The 24894-nt window shown below is 53.0% G+C and carries 22 protein-coding genes, 2 tRNA genes and 1 pseudogene; 11 read left to right on the forward strand and 14 right to left on the reverse strand.

What is annotated here, in order from left to right; all coding sequences use genetic code 11:
* Positions 1 to 2: 2 nt before the first annotated feature.
* The 8 genes from OQV04_RS08605 to mltB form a co-directional block, all read right to left on the reverse strand.
* Positions 3 to 76 (reverse strand) — tRNA-Arg (locus tag OQV04_RS08605).
* 3 nt (positions 77 to 79) lie between these two features.
* Positions 80 to 172: transfer RNA gene (locus OQV04_RS08610), tRNA-Ser, on the reverse strand.
* Positions 173 to 488: 316 nt separating this feature from the next.
* Positions 489 to 674, reverse strand: a complete 186-nt coding sequence (gene csrA / locus OQV04_RS08615) for a carbon storage regulator CsrA (RefSeq protein WP_000906486.1) — start codon at positions 672 to 674, stop codon at positions 489 to 491.
* Between the two features lie 234 nt (positions 675 to 908).
* On the reverse strand, positions 909 to 3539 hold the full coding sequence (gene alaS / locus OQV04_RS08620; RefSeq protein ID WP_000047170.1) for an alanine--tRNA ligase: 2631 nt from the start codon (positions 3537 to 3539) through the stop codon (positions 909 to 911).
* Positions 3540 to 3666: 127 nt separating this feature from the next.
* Positions 3667 to 4167, reverse strand: a complete 501-nt coding sequence (gene recX / locus OQV04_RS08625) for a recombination regulator RecX (RefSeq protein ID WP_000140506.1) — start codon at positions 4165 to 4167, stop codon at positions 3667 to 3669.
* A gap of 254 nt (positions 4168 to 4421) precedes the next feature.
* A complete protein-coding gene (recA, locus tag OQV04_RS08630) occupies positions 4422 to 5483 on the reverse strand; it encodes a recombinase RecA (RefSeq protein ID WP_000963143.1) in 1062 nt (353 codons plus the stop codon).
* A 79-nt stretch (positions 5484 to 5562) separates the two neighbouring features.
* The gene (gene pncC, locus OQV04_RS08635) at positions 5563 to 6060 is read right to left on the reverse strand and encodes a nicotinamide-nucleotide amidase (protein ID WP_000132231.1); all 498 of its coding nucleotides are present in this window, start codon (positions 6058 to 6060) and stop codon (positions 5563 to 5565) included.
* Between the two features lie 144 nt (positions 6061 to 6204).
* Positions 6205 to 7290: a lytic murein transglycosylase B gene (mltB, locus tag OQV04_RS08640; RefSeq protein WP_001301333.1), complete on the reverse strand. Its 1086-nt coding sequence runs from the start codon at positions 7288 to 7290 to the stop codon at positions 6205 to 6207.
* Positions 7291 to 7545: 255 nt separating this feature from the next.
* Here mltB and srlA point away from each other — a divergent pair, with 255 nt between their 5' ends.
* From srlA to gutQ, 7 genes are all read left to right on the forward strand, one after another.
* On the forward strand, positions 7546 to 8109 hold the full coding sequence (gene srlA / locus OQV04_RS08645; protein WP_000573321.1) for a PTS glucitol/sorbitol transporter subunit IIC: 564 nt from the start codon (positions 7546 to 7548) through the stop codon (positions 8107 to 8109).
* Complete coding sequence (srlE, locus tag OQV04_RS08650; protein ID WP_000148867.1) at positions 8106 to 9065, forward strand: PTS glucitol/sorbitol transporter subunit IIB; 960 nt, start codon at positions 8106 to 8108, stop codon at positions 9063 to 9065. The genes srlA and srlE overlap by 4 nt, the downstream gene beginning before the upstream one ends.
* Positions 9066 to 9075: 10 nt before the next feature.
* Positions 9076 to 9447: a PTS glucitol/sorbitol transporter subunit IIA gene (gene srlB / locus OQV04_RS08655; RefSeq protein WP_000216200.1), complete on the forward strand. Its 372-nt coding sequence runs from the start codon at positions 9076 to 9078 to the stop codon at positions 9445 to 9447.
* A gap of 3 nt (positions 9448 to 9450) precedes the next feature.
* On the forward strand, positions 9451 to 10230 hold the full coding sequence (srlD, locus tag OQV04_RS08660) for a sorbitol-6-phosphate dehydrogenase (RefSeq protein WP_001077358.1): 780 nt from the start codon (positions 9451 to 9453) through the stop codon (positions 10228 to 10230).
* A 105-nt stretch (positions 10231 to 10335) separates the two neighbouring features.
* Positions 10336 to 10695 carry a transcriptional regulator GutM gene (gene gutM / locus OQV04_RS08665; protein ID WP_000252905.1) on the forward strand — a complete coding sequence of 120 codons (360 nt, stop codon included), beginning with the start codon at positions 10336 to 10338 and terminating at the stop codon, positions 10693 to 10695.
* 66 nt (positions 10696 to 10761) lie between these two features.
* Complete coding sequence (gene srlR, locus OQV04_RS08670) at positions 10762 to 11535, forward strand: glucitol operon DNA-binding transcriptional repressor SrlR (RefSeq protein ID WP_032281484.1); 774 nt, start codon at positions 10762 to 10764, stop codon at positions 11533 to 11535.
* Positions 11528 to 12493: an arabinose-5-phosphate isomerase GutQ gene (gutQ, locus tag OQV04_RS08675; RefSeq protein ID WP_032281485.1), complete on the forward strand. Its 966-nt coding sequence runs from the start codon at positions 11528 to 11530 to the stop codon at positions 12491 to 12493. Before srlR ends, gutQ begins: the two co-directional genes overlap by 8 nt.
* Here the strand turns inward: gutQ and norR are convergent.
* Positions 12490 to 14004: a nitric oxide reductase transcriptional regulator NorR gene (gene norR / locus OQV04_RS08680; RefSeq protein ID WP_032281486.1), complete on the reverse strand. Its 1515-nt coding sequence runs from the start codon at positions 14002 to 14004 to the stop codon at positions 12490 to 12492. The genes gutQ and norR overlap by 4 nt on opposite strands.
* A 186-nt stretch (positions 14005 to 14190) precedes the next feature.
* Between norR and norV the strand changes: the two genes are divergently transcribed.
* Together norV and norW are read left to right on the forward strand one after the other, a co-directional pair.
* A complete protein-coding gene (gene norV / locus OQV04_RS08685; protein ID WP_032281487.1) occupies positions 14191 to 15630 on the forward strand; it encodes an anaerobic nitric oxide reductase flavorubredoxin in 1440 nt (479 codons plus the stop codon).
* Positions 15627 to 16760, forward strand: a complete 1134-nt coding sequence (gene norW / locus OQV04_RS08690; protein ID WP_032281488.1) for an NADH:flavorubredoxin reductase NorW — start codon at positions 15627 to 15629, stop codon at positions 16758 to 16760. The genes norV and norW overlap by 4 nt, the downstream gene beginning before the upstream one ends.
* A gap of 127 nt (positions 16761 to 16887) precedes the next feature.
* Here norW and hypF read toward each other — a convergent pair whose 3' ends face one another.
* From hypF to ascG, 3 genes are all read right to left on the reverse strand, one after another.
* Positions 16888 to 19140: a carbamoyltransferase HypF gene (gene hypF / locus OQV04_RS08695; RefSeq protein WP_274446637.1), complete on the reverse strand. Its 2253-nt coding sequence runs from the start codon at positions 19138 to 19140 to the stop codon at positions 16888 to 16890.
* A gap of 152 nt (positions 19141 to 19292) precedes the next feature.
* Positions 19293 to 19820: an electron transport protein HydN gene (hydN, locus tag OQV04_RS08700; protein ID WP_001078777.1), complete on the reverse strand. Its 528-nt coding sequence runs from the start codon at positions 19818 to 19820 to the stop codon at positions 19293 to 19295.
* A gap of 149 nt (positions 19821 to 19969) precedes the next feature.
* Positions 19970 to 20980, reverse strand: coding sequence for a DNA-binding transcriptional regulator AscG (ascG, locus tag OQV04_RS08705; protein WP_024262311.1), 1011 nt, complete (start codon positions 20978 to 20980; stop codon positions 19970 to 19972).
* Between the two features lie 259 nt (positions 20981 to 21239).
* Here ascG and ascF point away from each other — a divergent pair, with 259 nt between their 5' ends.
* Positions 21240 to 22697, forward strand: a complete 1458-nt coding sequence (ascF, locus tag OQV04_RS08710) for a PTS cellobiose/arbutin/salicin transporter subunit IIBC (RefSeq protein WP_032281489.1) — start codon at positions 21240 to 21242, stop codon at positions 22695 to 22697.
* 8 nt (positions 22698 to 22705) lie between these two features.
* Positions 22706 to 24130, forward strand: a complete 1425-nt coding sequence (gene ascB / locus OQV04_RS08715) for a 6-phospho-beta-glucosidase AscB (protein ID WP_032281506.1) — start codon at positions 22706 to 22708, stop codon at positions 24128 to 24130.
* Between the two features lie 114 nt (positions 24131 to 24244).
* On the opposite strand, the pseudogene OQV04_RS08720 reads toward ascB, so the two are convergent.
* Positions 24245 to 24663 (reverse strand): annotated as a pseudogene (locus tag OQV04_RS08720) (helix-turn-helix domain-containing protein).
* 25 nt (positions 24664 to 24688) lie between these two features.
* Complete coding sequence (locus OQV04_RS08725; protein WP_023601759.1) at positions 24689 to 24874, reverse strand: hypothetical protein; 186 nt, start codon at positions 24872 to 24874, stop codon at positions 24689 to 24691.
* Between the last annotated feature and the right edge of the window lie 20 nt (positions 24875 to 24894).

Consider the following 24894-nt stretch of genomic DNA (forward strand, 5'->3'; position numbering starts at 1 on the left):
GGTGCATCCGGGAGGATTCGAACCTCCGACCGCTCGGTTCGTAGCCGAGTACTCTATCCAGCTGAGCTACGGATGCAAATGGCGGTGAGGCGGGGATTCGAACCCCGGATGCAGCTTTTGACCGCATACTCCCTTAGCAGGGGAGCGCCTTCAGCCTCTCGGCCACCTCACCACACGCCTCTTACGAGTGCTTCGAAGAACTTGTTTATCGCTCATCGTCGCTGCGTGGCGCACATATTACTTTCTGAGACTTATAAGTCAAACAATTTTTCCCACACTTTTATCGTTTGCACACTTCACGCTCAATTAGTCTGTAAAAACGTCAAAAAGAGTGTTTTATCAACAGAAAAAACGGAAGTCTGACAGATAGCAGTAATGTAAAAAAATGGAGACTTAAGTTGAATGAACGGGAGTAAAGCGAAAAGACTATAGAGTGAAGGAGAAATTTTGAGGGTGCGTCTCACCGATAAAGATGAGACGCGGAAAGATTAGTAACTGGACTGCTGGGATTTTTCAGCCTGGATACGCTGGTAGATCTCTTCACGGTGAACAGAAACTTCCTTCGGGGCATTTACGCCAATACGTACCTGGTTGCCCTTTACCCCTAAAACTGTCACGGTGACCTCATCCCCAATCATGAGGGTCTCACCAACTCGACGAGTCAGAATCAGCATTCTTTGCTCCTTGAAAGATTAAAAGAGTCGGGTCTCTCTGTATCCCGGCATTATCCATCATATAACGCCAAAAAGTAAGCAATGACAAACACATTACATCTAAGCAGTCATGGCATTACATTCTGTTAAACCTAAGTTTAGCCGATATACACAACTTCAACCTGACTTTATCGTTGTCGATAGCGTTAATGCGAATGCCGTGAAGCGAGTCCACGGCATTGCCTGACGCTTATATTATTGCAATTTCGCGCTGACCCAGCCTTTCACACTGGCTAACGCTGCAGGTAAGGCCGCAGCATCCGTACCACCGGCTTGCGCCATGTCAGGACGTCCACCCCCCTTGCCGCCCACCTGCTGAGCGACCATACCAATCAGTTCCCCTGCTTTCACACGATCTGTGACGTCCTTAGATACGCCTGCAATCAGAGAAACCTTACCTTCGGCTACCGTTGCCAGCACGATAATTGTCGACCCCAGCTGATTTTTTAAATCGTCAACCATGGTACGCAACATTTTCGGCTCAACACCGCTAAGCTCGCTAACCAACAGCTTAACACCATTAACATCAATTGCCTTACTGGAAAGATTTGCGCTCTCCTGTGCGGCAGCTTGTTCTTTAAGCTGTTGTAGTTCTTTTTCTAACTGACGCGTACGTTCCAGTACTGAGCGCACTTTATCAGCCAGATTATTGCTATCGCCTTTCAGCAGATGCGCGACTTCGCTTAAGCGATCGCTGTCTGCATGAACGGTGGCGATAGCGCCTTCTCCGGTTACCGCTTCGATACGACGAACGCCTGCAGCAGTACCCGATTCAGAGATGATGCGGAACAGACCAATATCACCAGTGCGGCTGGCGTGAGTACCGCCACACAGCTCGGTGGAGAAATCGCCCATGCTCAGCACGCGTACGCGCTCATCATACTTCTCGCCGAACAGCGCCATCGCACCTTTCGCTTTCGCCGCTTCGAGATCCATGATGTTGGTTTCGATCGGCAAATTGCGACGAATCTGTGCGTTCACCAGGTCTTCGACCGCACGAATCTCTTCTGGTTTCATCGCTTCGTTGTGTGAGAAGTCGAAGCGCAGCACCTTGTCGTTAACCAGTGAACCTTTCTGCGATACATGAGTACCCAGAACCTGGCGCAGCGCAGCGTGCATCAGGTGCGTTGCGGAGTGATTCAGACGAATACGGGCGCGACGAGCCTCATCAACATCAGCCTGCACCGCGTCGCCCACTTTCAGAGAACCCGCAGCAAGTTTACCGATGTGACCAATCGCCTGGCCGTATTTCTGCGTATCTTCCACCGCAAAGGAGAAGTTAGCGCCTTTCAGTTCGCCTTTATCGCCAACCTGACCGCCGGATTCCGCATAGAATGGCGTTTGATCCAGCACGACCACAGCTTCCTGGCCTGCATTGATGGCATCAACCGCTTTACCATCAACAAACAGCGCAGTCACTTTGCCGTTCAGTTCCAGATGGTCATAACCTTTAAATTCAGATGCACTGTCAACACGGATCATTGCGTTGTAATCGGCACCAAAGCCGCTGGCTTCGCGCGCGCGACGACGCTGCTCTTCCATTGCAGCTTCAAAACCAGCTTCGTCAACTTTGATGTTGCGCTCACGACAAACATCAGCCGTCAGGTCAACCGGGAAGCCATAGGTGTCGTACAGACGGAAAGCAGTTTCACCATCCAGCGTATCACCAGAAAGTTTTGCCAGCTCTTCATCCAGCAACGCCAGACCGCGCTCCAGAGTACGAGCAAACTGCTCTTCTTCAGTCTTCAGCACCTGCTCAACCTGCGCCTGCTGGCGTTTTAGGTCTTCACCCGCAGAGCCCATAACGTCGATCAGCGGACCAACCAGTTTGTAGAAGAAGGTTTCTTTCGCGCCGAGCATATTACCGTGACGCACTGCGCGACGAATGATACGACGCAGTACATAACCACGGTTTTCATTGGACGGCATTACGCCATCCGCGATCAGGAACGCACAAGAACGAATGTGGTCAGCGATTACGCGCAGCGATTTATTGCTCAGATCGGTTGCGCCAGTAACTTTCGCTACCGCCTGGATCAACGTGCGGAACAGGTCGATGTCATAGTTAGAGTTAACGTGTTGCAGCACCGCAGCAATACGCTCCAGACCCATACCGGTATCTACAGACGGCTTCGGCAGCGGTTCCATCGTGCCATCGGCCTGGCGGTTGAACTGCATGAAGACGATGTTCCAGATCTCAATGTAGCGGTCGCCGTCTTCTTCCGGACTTCCCGGAGGGCCACCCCAAATGTGGTCGCCGTGATCGTAGAAGATTTCGGTGCACGGGCCGCACGGACCAGTGTCACCCATCTGCCAGAAGTTGTCAGATGCGTATGGCGCACCTTTGTTATCGCCGATGCGAATAATACGTTCGCGCGGGATCCCGACTTCTTTTTCCCAGATTTCGTAGGCTTCGTCGTCGCTTTCATAGACGGTAACCCACAGACGCTCTTTCGGCAGGGCAAACCATTTTTCGCTGGTCAGCAGTTCCCATGCAAACTGAATGGCATCGTGTTTGAAATAGTCGCCGAAGCTGAAGTTGCCCAGCATTTCGAAGAAGGTATGGTGACGCGCGGTGTAACCGACGTTTTCCAGGTCGTTGTGTTTACCACCCGCACGCACGCAGCGTTGGGAAGTGGTAGCGCGGGAATAATTACGCTTGTCGAGCCCAAGGAACACATCCTTGAACTGGTTCATCCCGGCGTTGGTAAACAACAAAGTTGGGTCGTTATGGGGTACCAGGGAGCTGCTGGCAACTACCTGATGTCCCTTACTATGGAAAAAGTCGAGAAACGCCTGACGGATCTCAGCGGTGCTCTTGCTCATAATTATCCTGAAATCAAGCTAACGAAATATCGCCACCAGCTCCAGCGTGTCTTAACCGCCGGGCTGGTAACTGAAAAGTGGGAATAAGATAAGTTTTCTTGACTGGGAAGTAAAATACCGTATGCGTTCAGTCGGCAAAATTTCGCCAAATATCCTGGATATCTTCCATCAGATAGCCACGATAGAGCAGAAAACGCTGGATCTTAACTTTTTCTGAAAAGACAGTTGGCAAAGGTTCACCATATTTTCGCGTCGCCTGATCGCGCGCCAGTGCGCACCAGTCGATGTCACATTCACGCATCGCTTTTTCTGTCGCTTCGCGGGAAATACCTTTCTGATTCAGTTCCTGGCGAATACGCGCAGGTCCATAACCTTTGCGGCTACGGCTGGCGATAAAGCGCGCAACAAATCGGCTGTCATCGAGATAGCCATGTTCATGGCACCAGGCAATAACGCGCTCGTAATCTTCTGCCGTAGCATCAATCTCTTCTGGGCCATTTTTGCCCATAATCGGTGCCGCGAGTTTACGTCGCAGTTCTTGCTCACTGTGATCGCGCACCGCCAGAATGCGTACCGCACGATCCAACAGGCGAGCATATGCCGGGCGACGGGACGTTGATTCTGTCATGGCATATCCTTACAACTTAAAAAAGCAAAAGGGCCGCAGATGCGACCCAAGTTTTGCTGATAAACAGATTTAATAGTCAATGAGTGTGCAGAATGTTCCCGCAGGCCCAATTCGTTAGAGGATCGAGGTGAGAGTAATTTTTCACGCCAGTGCTGGCCTGTTCCCCTCCCCCTCCCCCTCACCCTAACCCTCTCCCCAAAGGGGCGAGGGGACCGTCCGTGCACACATTATCTATTATCATCAATAACGAACGATTAAAAATCTTCGTTAGTTTCTGCTACGCCTTCGCTATCATCTACAGAGAAATCCGGCGTTGAGTTCGGGTTGCTCAGCAGCAACTCACGTACTTTCTTCTCGATCTCTTTCGCGGTTTCCGGGTTATCTTTCAGCCAGGCAGTTGCATTCGCTTTACCCTGACCGATCTTCTCACCTTTGTAGCTGTACCACGCGCCTGCTTTCTCGATCAGCTTCTCTTTTACGCCCAGGTCAACCAGTTCGCCGTAGAAGTTGATACCTTCGCCGTAGAGGATCTGGAATTCAGCCTGTTTAAACGGCGCAGCGATTTTGTTCTTCACCACTTTCACGCGGGTTTCGCTACCCACCACGTTTTCGCCCTCTTTCACCGCGCCGATACGACGGATGTCGAGACGAACAGAGGCGTAGAATTTCAGCGCGTTACCACCGGTAGTGGTTTCCGGGTTACCGAACATCACACCAATTTTCATACGGATCTGGTTGATGAAGATCAGCAGCGTGTTGGACTGCTTCAGGTTACCCGCCAGCTTACGCATCGCCTGGCTCATCATACGTGCCGCAAGGCCCATGTGAGAGTCGCCGATTTCGCCTTCGATTTCCGCTTTCGGCGTCAGTGCCGCCACGGAGTCAACGACGATAACGTCTACTGCGCCAGAACGCGCCAGGGCGTCACAGATTTCCAGTGCCTGCTCGCCGGTGTCCGGCTGGGAGCACAGCAGGTTGTCGATATCGACGCCCAGTTTACGTGCGTAGATTGGGTCCAGCGCGTGTTCAGCATCGATAAACGCACAGGTTTTACCTTCACGCTGCGCTGCGGCGATCACCTGCAGCGTCAGCGTGGTTTTACCGGAAGATTCCGGTCCGTAGATTTCGACGATACGGCCCATCGGCAGACCACCTGCCCCAAGCGCGATATCCAGTGAAAGCGAACCGGTAGAGATGGTTTCCACATCCATGGAACGGTCTTCACCCAGGCGCATGATGGAGCCTTTACCAAATTGTTTCTCAATCTGGCCCAGTGCTGCCGCCAACGCTTTCTGTTTGTTTTCGTCGATAGCCATTTTTACTCCTGTCATGCCGGGTAATACCGGATAGTCAATATGTTCTGTTGAAGCAATTATACTGTATGCTCATACAGTATCAAGTGTTTTGTAGAAATTGTTGCCACAAGGTCTGCAATGCATACGCAGTAGCCTGACGACGCACCGCATCACGGTCGCCGCTGAAGCATTCCCTCCGGGTAATGCCTTCACCGCGGGCAGTGGCAAAAGCAAACCAGACGGTGCCGACAGGCTTCTCTTCACTGCCGCCATCCGGCCCGGCGATACCACTAATAGACACGGCATAATCAGCACGAGCCGCTTTCAGTGCACCTATCGCCATTTCCACCACGACGGGTTCGCTCACCGCGCCATGCTGCGCCAGCGTCTCTTCGCGTACGCCGATCATTTGCGCTTTGGCTTCGTTACTGTAGGTGACAAATCCGCGTTCAAACCAGGCGGAACTGCCGGCAATATCGGTAATCACTTTCGCTACCCAACCGCCGGTACAAGACTCAGCAGTTGTTACGGTTGCGCCACGGGCTTTCAGCGCCTGCCCAACCTGTTCGCTTAACTGCATCAGTTCACTGTCAGTCATCACAACCTCTGTCAGTCAAAAATTTATGCCGGACAAGATAGCACTTTCGTCAGGAAGATGGTGTTGGCGTTGCAATTTTACGAGGAGGATTCAGAAAAAAGCTGATTAGCCAGAGGGAAGCTCACGCCCCCCTCTTGCAAATAGTTACTGCACGCGCGCCAGCGCCACGGCTTGTCCTAACTGCCAGACCGCCATTGCGTAATGGGTGCTGTGGTTATAACGGGTAATGGTGTAGAAGTTCGGCAGACCGTACCAGTACTGGTAACCGGTACCGACATCCAGACGCAGCAGGCTGGCTTGTTGATGGTTGCCCAGCGGCTGCTGTGGCGTTAAACCTGCCGCGGCAAGCTGCGAAATGCTGTACCTGGTTTTGAAGCCATTTGGCAAGCCTGGAGCCTGACCGTTTGCCATTACCGCGACCTGATCGCCTTTCACCCAGCCGTGCGCTTTGAAATAGTTCGCCACGCTACCGATCGCATCAACCGGATCCCACAGGTTGATATGCCCGTCGCCGCTGAAATCCACTGCATATTGTTTGTAAGACGACGGCATAAACTGTCCGTAGCCCATCGCCCCGGCAAAGGAACCTTTCAGATTGAGCGGATCGTCCTGCTCGTCGCGCGCCATCAGCAGGAAGGTTTCCAGCTCGCCAGAGAAATACTCCGCGCGGCGTGGGTAGTTAAATGACAGCGTTGCCAGCGCATCGAGGATGCGAGTTTTCCCCATCACGCGCCCCCAGCGGGTTTCAACGCCGATAATCCCGACGATAATTTCCGGCGGTACGCCATACACCTGCCACGCGCGATTCAACGCATCTTCATACTGATTCCAGAAAACCACACCGTTCTGCACATTGTCCGGCGTAATAAATTTTTTGCGATAACGCAGCCATGCGCCGTTCGGACCTGATGGCGGTTTCACCGATGTGGTTGGTGCCTGGTTATCCATCAGCCGCAGTACCGAATCCAGACGTTTCGCCTGGGAGAGAATTTCCTGCAACTGCTGACGATCGAAACCGTGTTTGTTCACCATTCTGTCGATGAACTGCTGGGCATTCGGGTTATTAGCGAAATCGCCGCCCATCTGCATCACATTGTGCTGCGGCTCAAGCAGGAAGCCGCCAGACGGCGTTCCGGTGGTCGTTTCAGTCTCAGTAGGTTTTGGCTTGCTGCTACAGGCGGCAAGCAACACAAAAAGGGGAAGCAATGTTACATAACGACGCTTGAACATGAGGGGTCCATTTAACAGATTCAACCAGGGGCAAGTATGGTAAAGCATCACGCCCCGCACAAGGAAGCGGTAGTCACTGCCCGATACGGACTTTACATAACTCAACTCATTCTCCTCGCTATCCTTTTACTCAAACTTTCAAATTAAAATATTTATCTTTCATTTTGCGATCAAAATAACACTTTTAAATCTTTCAATCTGATTATATTAGGTTGCCGTTTGGTAATAAAACAATAAATCCTGAAGGAGAGAACAATGATAGAAACCATTACTCATGGTGCAGAGTGGTTTATCGGGCTGTTCCAAAAGGGCGGAGAGGTGTTTACCGGGATGGTGACCGGCATTCTTCCGCTGTTGATTAGCCTGCTGGTTATCATGAACGCACTGATTAATTTTATCGGTCAGCATCGTATTGAACGTTTTGCTCAACGTTGCGCCGGTAACCCTGTTTCCCGTTACCTACTGTTACCGTGCATTGGCACGTTTGTCTTTTGCAATCCGATGACCTTAAGCCTGGGTCGCTTTATGCCGGAAAAGTACAAACCCAGCTACTACGCGGCGGCCTCTTATAGCTGCCACTCAATGAATGGCCTCTTCCCCCATATCAACCCTGGCGAACTGTTTGTTTATCTTGGCATTGCCAGCGGTCTAACAACGCTGAACCTGCCACTTGGCCCACTGGCGGTGAGCTATCTGCTGGTTGGTCTGGTCACCAACTTCTTCCGCGGCTGGGTGACCGATCTGACCACCGCTATTTTTGAGAAAAAGATGGGCATTCAACTTGAACAAAAAGTTCATCTGGCAGGAGCAACATCATGACGCATATTCGGATCGAAAAAGGAACGGGTGGCTGGGGCGGCCCGCTTGAGCTGGAAACCACGCCGGGCAAAAAAATCGTCTATATCACCGCCGGTACCCGGCCTGCGATTGTCGACAAACTGGCACAGCTTACTGGCTGGCAGGCTATTGACGGATTTAAAGAAGGTGAACCCGCGGAGGCGGAAATTGGTGTCGCGGTAATCGACTGTGGCGGCACATTACGCTGCGGCATCTATCCGAAACGACGTATTCCCACCATTAATATCCACTCGACGGGCAAGTCCGGTCCGCTGGCGCAGTACATTGTGGAAGATATTTATGTCTCTGGCGTAAAAGAAGAAAACATCACTGTAGTGGGTGATGCGACACCACAACCCTCTTCCGTGGGCCGTGACTATGACACCAGCAAGAAAATCACTGAACAAAGCGATGGTTTACTGGCGAAGGTGGGAATGGGTATGGGTTCTGCCGTTGCCGTGTTGTTTCAATCTGGTCGTGACACCATCGACACTGTATTAAAAACCATTCTGCCGTTTATGGCATTCGTTTCGGCGCTCATTGGCATCATTATGGCTTCTGGCCTTGGTGACTGGATTGCCCACGGTCTTGCTCCGCTGGCGAGCCATCCACTGGGTCTGGTGATGCTGGCGCTCATCTGCTCCTTCCCACTGCTTTCACCTTTCCTCGGCCCAGGCGCAGTTATCGCACAGGTTATCGGCGTATTGATTGGCGTGCAGATTGGTCTCGGCAATATTCCGCCGCATCTGGCTTTACCTGCGCTGTTTGCCATCAACGCGCAGGCGGCCTGCGACTTCATCCCGGTCGGTTTGTCGCTGGCGGAAGCCCGTCAGGACACGGTTCGCGTCGGTGTCCCTTCTGTTCTGGTGAGCCGCTTTTTAACCGGCGCACCGACTGTACTGATCGCCTGGTTTGTCTCCGGTTTTATCTATCAATAGAGGCTGAAACATGACCGTTATTTATCAGACCACCATCACCCGTATCGGCGCGAGTGCCACTGACGCCCTCAGCGACCAGATGCTCATCACCTTTCGTGAAGGCGCGCCTGCGGATCTCGAAGAGTATTGCTTCATTCATTGCCACGGCGAGTTGAAAGGTGCACTCCATCCCGGTTTGCAATTTTCACTCGGGCAGCATCGCTATCCGGTGACCGCCGTTGGCAGCGTGGCGGAAGACAACCTTCGCGAACTGGGTCATGTCACCCTGCGCTTCGATGGTTTAAACGAAGCGGAATTTCCGGGCACTGTCCATGTGGCAGGCCCTGTACCCGACGATATCGCGCCGGGATCGATTTTGAAGTTTGAATCTGTTAAGGAGTAAAAAATGAATCAGGTTGCCGTTGTCATCGGTGGTGGGCAAACCTTAGGCGCGTTCCTGTGCCACGGTCTGGCTGCCGAGGGGTATCGCGTCGCGGTTGTCGATATTCAGAGCGACAAAGCCGCAAATGTGGCACAAGAAATTAACGCCGAATATGGTGAAAGTATGGCGTACGGTTTTGGTGCTGACGCCACTAGCGAGCAAAGCGTTCTGGCGCTCTCTCGTGGGGTAGATGAAATCTTTGGTCGCGTGGATTTGCTGGTCTACAGCGCCGGAATAGCAAAAGCAGCCTTTATCAGCGACTTCCAGCTCGGCGATTTTGACCGTTCACTACAAGTGAATCTGGTGGGTTATTTCCTGTGCGCGCGTGAATTTTCGCGTTTGATGATCCGCGATGGGATTCAGGGACGCATTATTCAGATCAACTCGAAATCCGGCAAAGTGGGCAGCAAACACAACTCTGGTTATAGCGCCGCGAAATTTGGTGGCGTAGGGCTGACTCAATCACTGGCGCTGGATCTGGCGGAGTACGGCATTACGGTGCATTCACTGATGCTCGGTAACCTGCTGAAATCGCCGATGTTCCAGTCGCTGTTGCCACAATACGCGACCAAGCTGGGTATCAAACCGGATCAAGTCGAGCAGTATTACATCGATAAAGTACCGCTCAAACGCGGCTGCGATTATCAGGATGTGCTGAATATGCTGCTGTTCTACGCCAGTCCTAAGGCATCGTACTGCACTGGTCAGTCGATCAATGTCACCGGCGGTCAGGTGATGTTCTGATCAACAGCGGAGATCCGTTAAGGATCTCCGTGAGACTAATAGAATGCCTGATGCGCTACGCTCATCAGGCATACAGGACTTCCGCCACTACATTAAGGAAAAGTTATGGTATCCGCACTCATCACTGTCGCCGTTATCGCCTGGTGTGCGCAACTGGCCTTAGGCGGCTGGCAAATTTCTCGTTTTAACCGTGCCTTCGACACACTATGCCAGCAAGGGCGGGTTGGCGTGGGCCGTTCCAGCGGGCGCTTTAAACCGCGGGTCGTGGTCGCCATCGCCCTGGACGATCAGCAGCGCATCGCCGACACCTTGTTTATGAAAGGACTGACCGTCTTCGCCCGACCGCAAAAAATTCCCGCAATTACCGGTATGCATGCGGGTGATTTACAGCCCGATGTGATCTTTCCCCATGATCCACTATCACAGAATGCTCTATCATTGGCGCTTAAACTGAAACGTGGATAATTTCGTTGTGAATGTTACTTGCTTGCGAAGTTATCATTTTGAAACCTAAATCAGGTAATCACGCCCATGAAACCTCGTCAGCGTCAAGCCGCCATTCTGGAGTATCTGCAAAAGCAGGGTAAATGCTCGGTTGAAGAATTGGCGCAATACTTTGACACCACAGGCACAACCATTCGCAAAGATCTGGTCATTCTGGAACATGCCGGAACCGTCATTCGTACTTATGGCGGAGTGGTGTTGAATAAAGAGGAAGCCGATCCGCCTATCGATCATAAAACACTCATCAACACCCACAAGAAAGAGCTGATAGCAGAAGCTGCCGTTGGTTTTATTCATGATGGCGATTCGATCATTCTTGATGCTGGCAGCACCGTTTTGCAGATGGTGCCTCTGCTCTCGCGCTTTAATAACATCACGGTGATGACCAACAGTCTGCATATCGTCAATGCGTTATCTGAACTGGATAATGAACAAACTATCCTGATGCCAGGCGGAACGTTTCGTAAAAAATCGGCCTCATTTCACGGGCAGCTGGCAGAGAATGCCTTCGAGCATTTCACCTTCGACAAATTATTCATGGGTACTGACGGCATCGATCTCAATGCGGGCGTAACCACCTTCAACGAGGTCTATACCGTCAGTAAGGCAATGTGCAATGCCGCGCGCGAAGTGATTTTGATGGCGGACTCATCAAAGTTTGGCCGTAAAAGCCCCAACGTAGTTTGCAGTCTTGAAAGCGTCGATAAGCTGATTACCGACGCAGATATCGATCCGGCGTTTCGTCAGGCGCTGGAAGAGAAAGGGATCGATGTGATCATAACCGGAGAGAGCAATGAGTGAAGCACTACTGAACGCGGGACGTCAGACGTTAATGCTGGAGTTGCAGGAAGCAAGCCGCTTACCGGAACGTCTGGGCGATGATTTTGTTCGCGCCGCCAATATCATCCTGCACTGCGAAGGCAAAGTGGTGATTTCGGGAATTGGCAAATCGGGCCACATTGGTAAGAAAATCGCCGCAACGCTTGCCAGTACTGGCACACCGGCTTTTTTTGTCCATCCGGCAGAAGCACTGCACGGCGATCTGGGGATGATCGAAAGCCGCGATGTGATGCTGTTTATTTCTTACTCCGGTGGCGCGAAGGAACTGGATCTGATTATTCCGCGTCTGGAAGATAAATCTATCGCGCTGCTGGCGATGACCGGCAAACCGACGTCACCGCTGGGCCTGGCGGCGAAAGCGGTGCTGGATATCTCCGTAGAACGCGAAGCCTGCCCGATGCACCTTGCGCCGACCTCCAGCACCGTCAATACCCTGATGATGGGTGACGCGCTGGCGATGGCGGTCATGCAGGCGCGCGGATTTAATGAAGAAGATTTTGCCCGCTCCCACCCAGCCGGGGCACTGGGCGCTCGCTTGCTGAATAAAGTGCATCATCTGATGCGCCGTGATGACGCTATCCCGCAGGTAGCGTTAACCGCCAGCGTGATGGATGCGATGCTGGAACTCAGCCGCACCGGTCTGGGGCTGGTGGCGGTATGTGACGCTCAACAACAGGTACAAGGCGTCTTTACCGACGGCGATTTACGTCGCTGGCTGGTTGGCGGCGGCGCACTCACCACGCCAGTTAATGAAGCGATGACGACAGGCGGTACCACATTACAGGCACAAAGCCGCGCCATCGACGCCAAAGAGATCCTGATGAAGCGCAAAATCACTGCCGCACCGGTGGTAGATGAAAACGGCAAACTCGTCGGCGCAATTAACCTGCAGGATTTCTATCAGGCCGGGATTATTTAATCCTTCAATCCCAGACGTTTCGCCAGCCGATGCAGGTTGGCGACGTCGGTTTCCAGCATTCGCGCGCAGGCTGCCCAGTTGTGATGATTTTGTGCCAGTGCCTGACGAATAGTTTCACGCTGGAACGCTTCTGTCGCTTCACGCAGGTTTTGCTTAACAACGGGCACCGCCGCCGCTTCTGGCGGCGGTAACGTCACCTCAGGAAAAGCAAAATGTTGCGCCTCAAGAATCACTTCATCGCCGTTGCGGGTGGCTCTCGCCAGAACTACCGCCCGATGAATAGCATGTTCCAGTTCGCGCACGTTTCCCGGAAAACTGTAGTGTTGCAGTAAATTTCGCGCTCCGGCACTTAATACCACGCGGGAGAGCCCCTGCCGCAAACGACACTGCTCGCAGAAATACCCCGCCAGCAGAATGACATCATCGCCCCGCTCACGCAGCGGCGGCACCGAAAGTGGAAACACGCTCAGGCGGTGGAACAAGTCAGCGCGAAATCGCCCTGCCAGCACCTCTTCGCGTAAGTCGCGGTTAGTCGCCGCCAGCACGCGCACATCGACCCGCAAACTACGGTCATCGCCAACGCGCTGAATATCGCCATACTGCAACACCCTCAGCAGCTTGGCCTGCAATGCCAACGACAACTCGCCGATCTCATCCAGAAACAGCGTGCCGTTATCCGCCATTTCAAACTTCCCACTGCGGTTACTGATAGCGCCAGTAAACGCTCCTTTCACATGCCCGAACAACTCACTTTCCGCCACACTTTCCGGCAGTGCGGCACAGTTGAGATAGACCAGCGGATTCACCGCCCGTGGCGAGGCCTCATGAATCGCTTTCGCCACCAGCTCCTTACCGGTTCCCGTCTCACCGCTGATCAGGACGTTGAGATCGGACGCCGCCACAATCTCAATCTCTTTTTTCAGTTGCGTCATGCCAGGGGACAAGCCAATCATCTGCGTCTGTTTCACCGCTTCAAATGGAGCGGCATCGCCCGGCAACATATTCTGGCTTTCCAGTTGCTCAATCAGCAACGCATTGCTTAACGCTCCCGCCGCCAGCGCGGCAATCAGGCGTAACTCTTCGTCGCTGAAAACATCGAACTGATCGGGCTGCATCCCGTCGAGCGTCAATGCGCCGATCAGGTTTTGCCCGGCAAACAGCGGCAGACCAACGCAGGCGTGAACCTTCAGACTCTCCTGCCCTGGAATCAAACCGTCATAGGGATCGGGCAATTCGCTGTCTGCGGGAAAGCGCACCACATCACCCGCGCGGGCAATCGCTTCCAGCCGTGGATGACCTTCCAGCGCAAAGCGTCTACCGAGTACATCCTTCGCCAGCCCGTCGATGGCAAGCGGAATAAACTGCCGCGAGTCGTAACGTAGCAACGCAGACGCATCGCACTCCAGCACCTGACGCAGCGTGGTGATCAGGCGCTGAAAACGATCCTGATGACCAATCCCACGCTGCAATTCGATGGCGATATTCGCCAGCACATCAACGGAAAAACTCATCTTTGCCTCACTGTCAATTTGACTATAGATATTGTCATATCGACCATTTGATTGATAGTCATTTTGACTACTCACTAATGAGCATAATTTTATTTATAGAGTAAAAACAATTAGATAAAAAACTGGCACGCAATCTGCAATTAGCAAGACATCTTTTTAGAACACGCTGAATAAATTGAGGTTGCTATGTCTATTGTGGTGAAAAATAACATTCATTGGGTGGGTCAACGTGACTGGGAAGTGCGTGATTTTCACGGCACGGAATATAAAACGCTGCGCGGCAGCAGCTACAACAGCTACCTCATCCGCGAAGAAAAAAACGTGCTGATCGACACCGTCGACCATAAATTCAGCCGCGAATTTGTGCAGAACCTGCGTAATGAAATCGATCTGGCGGATATCGATTACATCGTGATTAACCATGCGGAAGAGGACCACGCCGGGGCGCTGACCGAACTGATGGCACAAATTCCCGATACGCCGATCTACTGTACTGCCAACGCTATCGACTCGATAAATGGTCATCACCATCATCCGGAGTGGAATTTTAATGTGGTGAAAACTGGCGACACGCTGGATATCGGCAACGGCAAACAGCTCATTTTTGTCGAAACACCAATGCTGCACTGGCCGGACAGCATGATGACTTACCTGACAGGCGACGCGGTGCTGTTCAGTAACGATGCTTTCGGTCAGCACTACTGTGACGAGCATCTGTTCAACGATGAAGTGGATCAGACGGAGCTTTTCGAGCAGTGCCAGCGTTACTACGCCAATATCCTGACGCCGTTCAGCCGCCTGGTAACGCCGAAAATTACCGAGATCCTAGGCTTTAACTTACCAGTCGATATGATAGCCACTTCCCACGGCGTGGTATGGCGCGATAACCCGACGCAAATTGTCGAGCTGTACCTGAAATGGGCGGCTGATTATCAGGAAGACAGAATCACCATTTTCTACGACACCATGTCGAATAACACCCGCATGATGGCTGACGCTATCGCCCAGGGGATTGCGGAAACCGACCCACGCGTGGCGGTGAAAATTTTCAACGTCGCCCGAAGCGATAAAAACGAAATCCTGACCAATGTCTTCCGCTCAAAAGGCGTACTGGTCGGCACTTCGACGATGAATAACGTGATGATGCCGAAAATCGCCGGGCTGGTGGAGGAGATGACCGGATTACGCTTCCGTAACAAACGCGCCAGTGCTTTCGGCTCTCACGGCTGGAGCGGCGGTGCGGTGGATCGTCTTTCCACGCGCCTGCAGGATGCGGGTTTCGAAATGTCGCTTAGCCTGAAAGCGAAATGGCGACCAGACCAGGACGCTCTGGAGTTATGCCGTGAACACGGTCGCGAAATCGCCCGTCAGTGGGCGCTCGCGCCGCTGCCGCAGAGCACGGTGAATGCGGTAGTTAAAGAAGAAACCTCTGCCACCACGACGGCTGACCTCGGCCCACGGATGCAGTGCAGCGTCTGCCAGTGGATTTACGATCCGGCAAAAGGCGAGCCAATGCAGGACGTTGCGCCAGGAACGCCGTGGAGTGAAGTCCCGGATAACTTCCTGTGCCCGGAATGCTCCCTCGGCAAAGACGTCTTTGACGAACTGGCATCGGAGGCAAAATGAGCAACGGCATTGTGATCATTGGTTCGGGCTTCGCCGCCCGCCAACTGGTGAAAAATATTCGCAAACAGGACGCCAGTATTCCATTAACCCTGATTGCCGCCGACAGCATGGATGAGTACAACAAACCTGACCTCAGCCATGTTATCAGTCAGGGGCAACGTGCCGACGACCTTACCCGCCAGACGGCGGGTGAATTTGCCGAGCAGTTTAATCTGCACCTGTTTCCGCAAACCTGGGTGACGGATATCGATGCCGAAGCCCGTGTGGTGAAAAGCCAGAATAATCAGTGGCGATACGACAAGCTAGTGCTGGCAACCGGTGCCAGCGCCTTTGTCCCGCCAGTGCCTGGGCGTGAGTTAATGCTGACGTTAAATAGTCAGCAAGAGTATCGCGCCTGTGAAACGCAACTGCGGGATGCCCGACGCGTGTTGATTGTTGGCGGTGGTTTGATTGGTAGCGAACTGGCGATGGATTTTTGTCGTGCAGGCAAAGCGGTCACGCTAATCGACAACGCTACCAGTATTCTGGCGTCGTTAATGCCACCGGAAGTAAGCAGCCGCTTGCAGCATCGGTTGACGGAGATGGGCGTTCATCTGCTGTTGAAATCTCAGTTGCAGGGGCTGGAAAAAACGGATTCTGGCATTGTGGCAACGCTGGACCGCCAGCGTAGTATCGAAGTGGATGCGGTAATTGCCGCCACCGGACTGCGCCCGGAAACCGCCCTGGCACGACGCGCTGGGCTGACGATTAATCGCGGCGTTTGCGTCGATAGTTATCTGCAAACCAGTAATGCCGATATTTACGCGCTGGGCGATTGCGCGGAAATTAACGGTCAGGTACTGCCGTTCCTGCAGCCGATTCAACTTAGCGCGATGGTGCTGGCAAAAAATCTTCTCGGCAATAACACGCCGCTTAAACTACCGGCGATGCTGGTGAAAATCAAAACGCCGGAATTACCGCTGCATCTGGCAGGCGAAACCCAGCGTCAGGATTTACGCTGGCAAATTAATACCGAACGCCAGGGAATGGTGGCGCGCGGCGTTGACGATGCTGACCTGCTTCGCGCCTTTGTGGTCAGTGAGGATCGGATGAAAGAGGCATTTGGATTGTTGAAAACGTTGCCGATGTAGGTGGGCTACTGTGCCTAAAATGTCGGATGCGACGCTGGCGCGTCTTATCCGACCTACGGGGACGCATGTGTAGGCCGGATAAGGCGTTTACGCCGCATCCGGCAAGGGTGTCCAAATGCAACACGTTTTATCCGTTCTGGACTTCACCCGCTAACCAACGCGCCGCAGCAATAACCCCCTGCCCCAGAGACAAACCGCCATCACCCGCCGGTAAACTCTGTGGAAAGAGCAATGTGAAATCAGCGAGATAATGCGCCAGACGTGCACGCAGCAAACGGTTATGAATAACCCCGCCGCTAAATACCAGCGTAGTGATACCACGCATCGTGGCCTGCTCACGCATCAACGCGGCAAAACCCTGCGCCAGCGCATCATGAAACGCCCACGCGCGTTGATTAACCGGTGCCTGCCAGTTCAGCCACTGCTGCCAGAAAGTGGCGAGATCCAGTTGATTGTCCACCCGCGGCATTGTCACCGGATGCGTCACTCCGTGGCATGAGGCTGCGAGCGCCTCCAGAGCACAAGCCGCTTCACCTTCATAACTTAACGTGGCTGGCGCACAGCCCAGTGCCGCCGCCACTGCATCGAACACCCGCCCACACGATGACGCCAGCGGCGCGTTAATTCCACGCTCAATGGCCCGCGCCAGTACGCTCCAGTTTTGCTGTTGCACACTTGCCGTTTCAGGGTAATTCTGCCACTCCGGCACAAAGCGCAGGCACTGCGCCAGCAGGTTACGCCACGGCTGCTTCGCCGCCAAATCGCCACCCGGAAGCGCCACTGCAGGCAAGCCGCCCAGGTGCTCACATTCGCGATAGTTCACCCGCAGGCACTCGCCGCCCCACAAAGCGCCGTTCTCCCCCATACCGATACCGTCGAGCGTCAAAGCAATGACATCACCGCCCTCCAGTGGCCACTGATGCTCTGCCAGACACGCCGCTGCATGGGCATGATGATGCAGTACCGTTTGCGTCGGCAGATTCATTTCGCTCGCCCACTGGCTGGAGACATAGCCCGGATGCACGTCATGCACAACGTATTGCGGGGTGAAATCGTAGATGTTTTGCATCAGGCGTAACGCTTCGCGCCACTGCATCTGGATGCCATCGTCACTTAAATCGCCCAGATGCTGGCTCAACACCGCTTGTTCACCGCGCACCAGGCAGAAGGTATTTTTCAGATCCGCGCCGAGACACAGCACAGGCGGAACATTTTTAAAGCCCGGAGGCAAAGCCAGCGCATCCGGCACATACCCCCGCGAACGGCGCATCATTTCGCCGCTTTCGCGCACCACTGAATCATCCATCCGCTGCACGATGTCGCGGTTATGTATTAAGAATCCGTCGGCAATGCCCTGCAAATCCTCCAGCGCCTGTTCGTTGCTGATAGCCGGTGGTTTACCGCTCAGGTTGCCAGAGGTCATCACCAGCGGGCATTGCAGTTCCTGTAACAGCAAATGCTGAAGCGGATTCGCAGGCAACATTACCCCGACTTCGTTAAGGCCAGGGGCGATATCATCACAAATCTCAGGTACGTATTTTTTATCCACCAGCACAATCGGCGCAGCGGGCGTGGTAAGCAACTGGCGCGCAGCGTCTGGTAAACCGTCAGCCACTGGCAACATGACTGCCAGCGGTTTCGCCGGGCGATGTTTGCGCGCCCGAAGTGTCGCCACCGCGTTACTGTTACGTGCATCGCAGGCAAGATGAAATCCGCCAATCCCTTTGGTGGCGACAATGTTGCCCATTTTTAACTGTGCGATAGCCGCCTGTAATGCCGCCTCTTGTTCTGCATGTTCACCATGACTTACCCATTCAAGATGCGGGCCACACTCCGGGCAGGCCACCGGCTGGGCGTGGAAGCGACGATCGAGCGGGTCGCGGTACTCTTTATCACAGGCTGGACACAGCGGAAACGCCGCCATCACGGTAAACGGGCGGTCGTAAGGCATCGCGCGAATAATGGTGAAACGCGGGCCGCAGTGGGTACAGTTGATAAACGGATAACGATAACGCCGTTCGCCTGGGGTATTCATTTCGGCAAGGCAAGCAGGGCAAGTAGCGGCATCGGGAACAATTTGCGTATTCATGGCGCCGCCCGCGCTCTGGCGGATGGTGAACTCAGTGGGCAGTTGTGACCAGATAAACGGTTCACGCTCAACGCTATCAATACGCGCCAGCGGCGGGCAGTGCTGATGCAATTGAACAAGAAACGTTTCCGGGTCTTCCAGCAGCCGGACTTCTACGCCATCGCCGTCATTACAGACATCGCCGTGAAGATTTAATTGCTGTGCCAGTTGCCAGACAAACGGACGAAAACCGACGCCCTGCACTTTGCCACGAATACGCAGTTGGACACCGCAAGATGTGTTTTTTGCCATTGAGTTATTCCCGCCATCATGAATTGCGTAACCCGTCCAGCCGGACACGACAGCGTCGCATCCGGCAGTCACAGGTCGGCGATACCGCCCGCTCGGTATTCTACGAATATTTCCGGGAATTCCTTTGATGCCAGAACAGTTCTGTAAGATTTTTAGAACATCAGCGCCGTACGGCGGCGTTTTTCTGCGCTCAGTTGTTCAAGTTTATTACGATCGACACAAATTAGCGCATGAGTCGGGCAAGCCGCCATACACGCCGGGCCGTCTTCACGATGGTTGCACAGGTCGCATTTATTGGCTTCGGCTTTGTCAGCCCGTACATTCAGACCCGCGCCGCTGTTGCGGATCACCGGACGTACCACCACTTCCATCGCGCCATACGGGCAAGCCACAACGCAGGTTTTGCAACCAATGCAACGTTCCTGCATCACATGAACAAACCCTTTATCACGGCTGATAGCACCATTCGGGCAGACGTTAGCGCACGGTGCATCTTCACACTGACGGCAAACTGTCGCCGTGGAAATGTTCACACCTTTAATGACATGGATACGCGGTAAAAATGTTTCCGGGGTCAGCGATGCACAGTCCTGATTTTCCTGATGAGAAACCACGCACGCCACTTCACAGGTACGGCAACCAATACATTTACTCGCGTCAGCAATGATGAAACGGTTCATCAAATTCTCCAGCTATGACAGTTAATGCGCCGATACATTCACAAATCATGCCAGTTTTTAATTAACTGTTATTTAAGGAAATTAATTTCTGTAATGCAGGAAAAAAAGATGTCATCGACACTAGTGACGATGACATGTGATGACAATGTTTATCGCGAAAGAGCAATGAGTGAGTCGCGGCAGATCAGTTTTCCGCTGAAGGTTTTCGGCGGTGAGAAATCCCCGCCATCGAGCATAAAAATCAGCCGTCCAATAATTTCCTGAATCATCTCAGTCACCGGAATTTTTACGCTGGAGAGCGCCGGAACGATATAGGGGGCAATTGCGATATCATCGAATCCGATAACTGACACCTGCTCTGGCACCGCTACGCCGCGCTCGTGTAACGCTTTCATCGCACCTATCGCCATATCGTCGTTACTGGCAACTAACGCGCTAAATTTAGCCCCACGTTCGAGCAACGTTTCTACCCCTTCGGCCCCGCTGGCGGGCGTCCATTTACCGTTAGCGATAAGTTTTTCATTGAGCGCAATACCATGCTGCGCCAGCGCGTCTTTATATCCGGCAAGACGTTCAACGCTGGTGGGGGAATCCATCGAGCCGGTAAGAAAAGCAATCTCCTGATGCCCGGCGTTTATCAACTCTGCCACGGCGTTAAAGCTGGTCTGTTTATGATCGCACCAGACGCTATGGCTGCTATTTTTGCGCAGGCGGCGATTAAGCACCATTATCGGCTGACTGTGCGCGTCAATGATGTCATCGATCTCATCCACACTTAAAAAACGCGGGTAAATCATAATGGCGTCGCAGCGCAAATCCAGCAGATACTGAATCGCCTGGCGCTCTTCTTCGGCGCTGTGTTTACCATCTGCCAATAGCAACTGCCGCCCTTTCTCTTCCGCCATTCGCGCGGCATGAAACAGTAATTCACTAAAATAAATGCCGTGGTAAAGCGTGTTAGTCACTACCAGCCCCAGCGTCTGGGTACTTTTCGCCGACAGATTGCGCGCCAGCAAGTTTGGACGGTAACCGCTCTCTTCTACCGCCTGAAACACGCGATCTTTAGTCTCCTGGCTGACGTAGCCATTACCTGAAAGCACGCGGGAAACGGTCGCTTTTGAAACCCCGGCGCGCTTCGCCACTTCCAGCATCGTCGTCATCATTTTCATCCCTTTACACGCAATCAACGCAGTGTACTGCACCGTTTACCGATTGTCCTTGCGCAATCGGCGGGAAAAATATTCAGGTGACCGGTTTCACAAATATAAAAAATGAACAATTAACTCTCTTGCTTATTTGGTTACAACTATTCATGATTTTGTGAAACCGGTTTCTTAATTCCGTTTCAGCATCGGCATTTTTCCGTCACGTCGACTGATAACAACTACATCTTCCCTACTGATAACAGGATAAAATCCGATGGCCAAAAATTATGCGGCGCTGGCACGCTCGGTGATAGCGGCACTGGGCGGCGTTGATAACATCTCGGCGGTCACGCACTGTATGACGCGTTTGCGCTTTGTTATCAAAGATGATGCGCTTATCGACAGCCCGACGTTAAAAACCATCCCCGGCGTGCTCGGCGTGGTACGTAGTGACAACCAGTGTCAGGTGATTATCGGCAATACCGTTTCACAAGCCTTTCAGGAAATCGTCAGCCTGCTGCCGGGAGATATGCAGCCCGCACAGCCCGTAGGTAAACCCAAACTCACGCTACGTCGCATTGGTGCGGGGATCCTCGATGCGCTGATCGGCACCATGTCACCGCTGATCCCGGCGATTATCGGCGGATCGATGGTCAAACTGCTGGCGATGATCCTCGAGATGAGCGGCGTGCTGACAAAAGGATCGCCGACCTTAACCATTCTGAATGTGATTGGTGACGGTGCTTTCTTCTTCCTGCCGCTAATGGTCGCGGCATCTGCCGCCATCAAATTTAAAACCAATATGTCGCTGGCGATTGCCATCGCGGGTGTGCTGGTACATCCGAGTTTTATTGAATTAATGGCGAAAGCGGCCCAGGGTGAACATGTCGAATTTGCCCTGATCCCGGTCACCGCGGTGAAATACACCTACACGGTGATCCCGGCGCTGGTGATGACCTGGTGCCTGTCATATATCGAACGCTGGGTGGACAGCATTACACCGGCGGTGACCAAAAACTTCCTCAAGCCAATGCTGATTGTGTTGATTGCCGCACCGCTGGCAATCCTGCTGATTGGCCCGATTGGTATCTGGATCGGTAGCGCCATTTCGGCGCTGGTTTACACCATTCATGGTTATCTGGGCTGGCTTTCAGTCGCCATTATGGGCGCGCTGTGGCCTCTGCTGGTAATGACCGGGATGCACCGCGTCTTTACGCCAACCATCATTCAGACCATTGCCGAAACCGGCAAAGAAGGGATGGTCATGCCGTCAGAGATCGGCGCTAACCTGTCGCTGGGCGGTTCATCACTGGCGGTGGCGTGGAAAACGAAAAACCCGGAACTGCGCCAGACGGCGCTGGCTGCGGCGGCATCAGCCATTATGGCGGGGATTTCCGAACCGGCGTTATACGGCGTGGCGATCCGCCTGAAACGTCCGCTTATCGCCAGTCTTATCAGCGGTTTTATTTGCGGCGCAGTTGCCGGTATGGCGGGGCTTGCCAGCCACTCAATGGCAGCGCCGGGGCTATTTACCAGCGTGCAGTTCTTCGATCCGGCGAATCCAATGAGCATCGTCTGGGTGTTCGCGGTCATGGCGCTGGCGGTCGTGCTGTCGTTTATCCTCACACTGTTGCTCGGCTTTGAGGATATTCCTGTTGAGGAAGCGGCTGCCGAGGCGCGAAAGCATCAGAGCGTACAACCGACCGTCGCCAAAGAAGTAAGTCTTAATTGAGGATGAAAATGTCAGTATTTCCAGAAGGTTTTTTATGGGGCGGCGCGCTTGCCGCCAACCAGTCTGAAGGTGCGTTCCGTGAAGGTGGCAAAGGACTGACAACGGTCGATATGATCCCACACGGCGAGCATCGAATGGCGGTGAAACTGGGGCTGGAAAAACGTTTTCAGTTGCGCGATGACGAGTTTTATCCCAGCCATGAGGCGACGGATTTTTATCATCGTTATAAAGAAGATATCGCCCTGATGGCAGAGATGGGATTCAAGGTTTTCCGTACCTCAATTGCCTGGAGCCGTCTCTTTCCGCAGGGCGATGAAATCACGCCCAATCAGCAGGGCATTGCTTTTTATCGTTCTGTCTTTGAAGAGTGTAAAAAGTACGGTATCGAACCGCTGGTCACGTTGTGCCACTTCGATGTGCCGATGCATCTGGTCACCGAATATGGCTCCTGGCGTAACCGCAAGCTGGTGGAGTTTTTCAGCCGCTACGCCAGAACCTGCTTTGAAGCATTTGATGGTCTGGTGAAATACTGGCTAACCTTCAATGAAATCAACATTATGTTGCATAGCCCGTTCTCCGGCGCGGGTCTGGTGTTTGAAGAAGGTGAAAATCAGGATCAGGTGAAATATCAGGCCGCGCATCACCAGCTGGTTGCCAGTGCGCTAGCCACCAAAATCGCCCATGAGGTTAACCCGCAAAATCAGGTGGGCTGTATGCTGGCGGGCGGTAACTTCTACCCTTACAGTTGCAAGCCGGAAGATGTCTGGGCGGCGCTGGAGAAAGACCGGGAAAACCTGTTTTTTATCGATGTGCAGGCGCGGGGCGCGTATCCGGCTTACTCTGCCCGCGTATTCCGCGAAAAAGGGGTAACCATCGACAAAGCACCGGGCGATGATGAAATCCTGAAAAACACCGTCGATTTTGTCTCCTTCAGCTATTACGCCTCGCGATGCGCCTCGGCGGAGATGAACGCCAACAACAGCAGTGCGGCGAACGTGGTGAAATCGCTGCGTAACCCATATTTACAGGTAAGTGACTGGGGCTGGGGAATTGATCCACTCGGTCTGCGTATCACCATGAACATGATGTACGACCGCTATCAGAAGCCGCTGTTTCTGGTGGAAAACGGCCTGGGCGCAAAAGATGAATTTGCTGCCAATGGTGAGATTAACGATGACTATCGCATCAGCTATTTACGCGAACATATCCGCGCAATGGGCGAAGCGATTGCAGACGGCATTCCGCTGATGGGCTACACCACCTGGGGCTGTATTGATTTAGTTTCCGCCTCTACGGGTGAAATGAGCAAACGCTACGGTTTTGTCTACGTAGACCGTGACGACGCAGGCAACGGCACGCTGACGCGCACGCGTAAGAAATCGTTCTGGTGGTATAAAAAAGTGATTGCCAGTAATGGGGAAGATTTAGAGTAAGCAACCGTGCCGGATGCGGCGTGAACGCCTTATCCGGCCTACATAGTTCGTGCGACATGTAGGCCCGATAAGCGCAGCGCATCGGGCAATCTGTGGATTGGCATCAGTCAAAAATCAAAGAAACCATTCAGGCTTAACGCCAAATCGGGCTGAAAGTGCCTTAATGTGGGATATCGTCAGGGATCGTTGTCCAGACAAGATCTGGCTGACCAGGGATTTAGAACCGATTTCGTTCTTCAAATCCGCATAGGTCAGATTATGTTGATCAATCAGCGTACGAAGTAACGCTACGCCAACCGGCATTGCCGCAACGGCTTTGTCGAACTCTGCAAACTTTTCGTTGTTGTTTTCATATTCTGCAATGCGGCTCGCCAGAAAGTCGATAAGTGGATTGGTGTCATCTTCTTCAATCAATATTCGACCAGTTCCAGTGCTTCACGATAATCATCTTCTGAGTCACTGCCTCCCAGAAAGGGGACTGCATTGACCAGTTCTCTTGTTGCTTTAACAGCGCGTGCAGCATTAGCAGTCATTCTTTGTTCTCTCTGTAGTATCGTGTCAGACGCCCACTTTTCTAAAATGCCAGGTTTGCTCGGCATCATAAGGCATGGTCAGGAGAGGTTTCAGCGCCCGCTTTTGCGCATATTCGCTGTCACTCATTGGCAGATATTCGGTAAAGCTGGTGGCCTGTGCAGGCAGCACTAAGCTCAATAAAAAAGCGCACATCCCTGTTCTGATGTTCAATTCCCTGAATTCCCTAATGA

It is taken from the genome of Escherichia sp. Lx600-2, from assembly GCF_036662595.1.
GTDB classification, from domain to species: Bacteria; Pseudomonadota; Gammaproteobacteria; order Enterobacterales; family Enterobacteriaceae; genus Escherichia; species Escherichia coli.

Excerpts from the sequence above, each read along its gene's own strand:
- srlD (WP_001077358.1), top strand. The coding sequence starts at position 9,451 with ATGAATCAGGTTGCCGTTGTCATCGGTGGTGGGCAAACCTTAGGCGCG.
- gutM (WP_000252905.1), top strand. The coding sequence starts at position 10,336 with ATGGTATCCGCACTCATCACTGTCGCCGTTATCGCCTGGTGTGCGCAA.
- srlB (WP_000216200.1), top strand. The coding sequence starts at position 9,076 with ATGACCGTTATTTATCAGACCACCATCACCCGTATCGGCGCGAGTGCC.
- srlA (WP_000573321.1), top strand. The coding sequence starts at position 7,546 with ATGATAGAAACCATTACTCATGGTGCAGAGTGGTTTATCGGGCTGTTC.
- mltB (WP_001301333.1), bottom strand. The coding sequence starts at position 7,290 with ATGTTCAAGCGTCGTTATGTAACATTGCTTCCCCTTTTTGTGTTGCTT.
- csrA (WP_000906486.1), bottom strand. The coding sequence starts at position 674 with ATGCTGATTCTGACTCGTCGAGTTGGTGAGACCCTCATGATTGGGGAT.
- recX (WP_000140506.1), bottom strand. The coding sequence starts at position 4,167 with ATGACAGAATCAACGTCCCGTCGCCCGGCATATGCTCGCCTGTTGGAT.
- ascG (WP_024262311.1), bottom strand. The coding sequence starts at position 20,980 with ATGACGACGATGCTGGAAGTGGCGAAGCGCGCCGGGGTTTCAAAAGCG.
- hypF (WP_274446637.1), bottom strand. The coding sequence starts at position 19,140 with ATGGCAAAAAACACATCTTGCGGTGTCCAACTGCGTATTCGTGGCAAA.
- norR (WP_032281486.1), bottom strand. The coding sequence starts at position 14,004 with ATGAGTTTTTCCGTTGATGTGCTGGCGAATATCGCCATCGAATTGCAG.
- srlE (WP_000148867.1), top strand. The coding sequence starts at position 8,106 with ATGACGCATATTCGGATCGAAAAAGGAACGGGTGGCTGGGGCGGCCCG.
- ascB (WP_032281506.1), top strand. The coding sequence starts at position 22,706 with ATGTCAGTATTTCCAGAAGGTTTTTTATGGGGCGGCGCGCTTGCCGCC.
- alaS (WP_000047170.1), bottom strand. The coding sequence starts at position 3,539 with ATGAGCAAGAGCACCGCTGAGATCCGTCAGGCGTTTCTCGACTTTTTC.
- srlR (WP_032281484.1), top strand. The coding sequence starts at position 10,762 with ATGAAACCTCGTCAGCGTCAAGCCGCCATTCTGGAGTATCTGCAAAAG.
- norV (WP_032281487.1), top strand. The coding sequence starts at position 14,191 with ATGTCTATTGTGGTGAAAAATAACATTCATTGGGTGGGTCAACGTGAC.
- gutQ (WP_032281485.1), top strand. The coding sequence starts at position 11,528 with ATGAGTGAAGCACTACTGAACGCGGGACGTCAGACGTTAATGCTGGAG.
- recA (WP_000963143.1), bottom strand. The coding sequence starts at position 5,483 with ATGGCTATCGACGAAAACAAACAGAAAGCGTTGGCGGCAGCACTGGGC.
- hydN (WP_001078777.1), bottom strand. The coding sequence starts at position 19,820 with ATGAACCGTTTCATCATTGCTGACGCGAGTAAATGTATTGGTTGCCGT.
- pncC (WP_000132231.1), bottom strand. The coding sequence starts at position 6,060 with ATGACTGACAGTGAACTGATGCAGTTAAGCGAACAGGTTGGGCAGGCG.
- ascF (WP_032281489.1), top strand. The coding sequence starts at position 21,240 with ATGGCCAAAAATTATGCGGCGCTGGCACGCTCGGTGATAGCGGCACTG.
- norW (WP_032281488.1), top strand. The coding sequence starts at position 15,627 with ATGAGCAACGGCATTGTGATCATTGGTTCGGGCTTCGCCGCCCGCCAA.